The sequence below is a fragment of the Oleiphilus sp. HI0123 genome (assembly GCF_001635315.1).
This window is the reverse complement of the sequence record NZ_LWGE01001758.1, coordinates 1-1,354: the sequence shown is the minus strand read 5'-3', so window position 1 is coordinate 1,354 and position 1,354 is coordinate 1. Positions and strand designations below refer to the sequence as shown.

Annotated in this window: 1 protein-coding gene; it reads left to right on the top strand. The window is 44.7% G+C overall.

Annotation, left to right across the window (positions count from 1 at the left end; all coding sequences use genetic code 11):
- Nucleotides 1–75: 75 nt before the first annotated feature.
- A partial coding sequence (locus tag A3761_RS23745) for a DEAD/DEAH box helicase (protein ID WP_197473217.1) occupies nt 76–1,354 on the top strand: 1,279 nt, incomplete at its 3' end.

Genomic DNA, 1,354 nt, shown 5'->3' with positions numbered 1-1,354 from the left:
AAACAACTCATACAGTCCACTTATCGCAAGTTTACTTCTAGGGAAGGATTCCGCCCGCGATATGGGCAAAGAGTAATGATTGCCGAGATAGCAAAATATTTAGGCAGCATTAAAGAAGATGATCAGGGTGCACGAAAGTCCGACCCAGCAGTATGTGTTGTCGAGGCAGGAACCGGCACTGGAAAAACGCTTGCTTACAGCATTTCAGTGCTCCCTCTTGCTTTAGCGCAAGGTAGAAAAGTTATCGTTTCTACCGCTACAACCGCTTTGCAAGATCAGGTCATGAGCAAGGACCTACCTGAGCTAGCGAAATACTCCGGCCTTGATTTCAACTATGCCCTGGCAAAAGGTCGGGGTCGTTACCTTTGTCTGAGCAAGCTGGATCAACAGCTTGATAATGCCAATAGCGATACTACTGCGTTACCGCTATTTCTAACCCAGGAAGATAGCGTTTCTACCGATAAATCTGAGCTAGAGGTGTATCTATCTAAATACGCTTCAGGAGCTTGGGATGGCGACAAAGATACCTGGGAAAGCGTGATCGAACCTGAAGTTTGGCGCAGTCTATCGACTGATAATCAGCAGTGCAGCAAGCGCCGTTGCAGCTATTTTAATTCTTGCCCTTATTATGAAAGCAGAAAGACCTGGGACAATGCTGACATTGTCGTGGTTAATCATGATCTTTTGTTATCAGATCTGGCTTTGGGTGGTGGCGTTATATTGCCAGCACCCGAGCAGTCTATTTTGGTACTGGATGAAGGGCACCATTTGGCAGATAAGGCACTCAATCATTTTACGGTTCAAGGCGGTCTTAAAAGTACCGATAACTGGCTCAAGGTGCTTAGCAAAGCAATGGTGGAGCTTTCACCTTATTTATCGCAGGGTAATTTTCTTCACAAAAATATTGAGGATATTTCCTTGGTATCTACTCAGCTACATGACTGGATTACACGTACTTATGATTACCTTGCTCAGGAAATTCAATGGGATGAAGAAGACAATAATAGTGTCAAACGATTTCGCTTCCCACAGGGAGTTATACCCGAAGCGCTTTTAGATGCAGCGCAAGAACTAAAAGTTTTGTTTGCGAGTTTATGTCGTTTGCTTGACGATATTCGAAACGAAATGAACAAAGTTGTTGATGAAAAATCAGATTGCGGTTTATCTCGAGAAGAAGGGGAGCAATGGTTTCCTGTTATTGGTGCATTGTGTGACAGAGCCGAAGGTTTGCACGCGCTTTGGATGTTCTACGGAAAAGTTGAAAAAGAAGGTGCGCCGCCGAATGCGCGTTGGTTAATGCTGCGTGAATATGAAAACGCTGCCGATATTAGCTTGCATGGTAGCCCATTAAGCG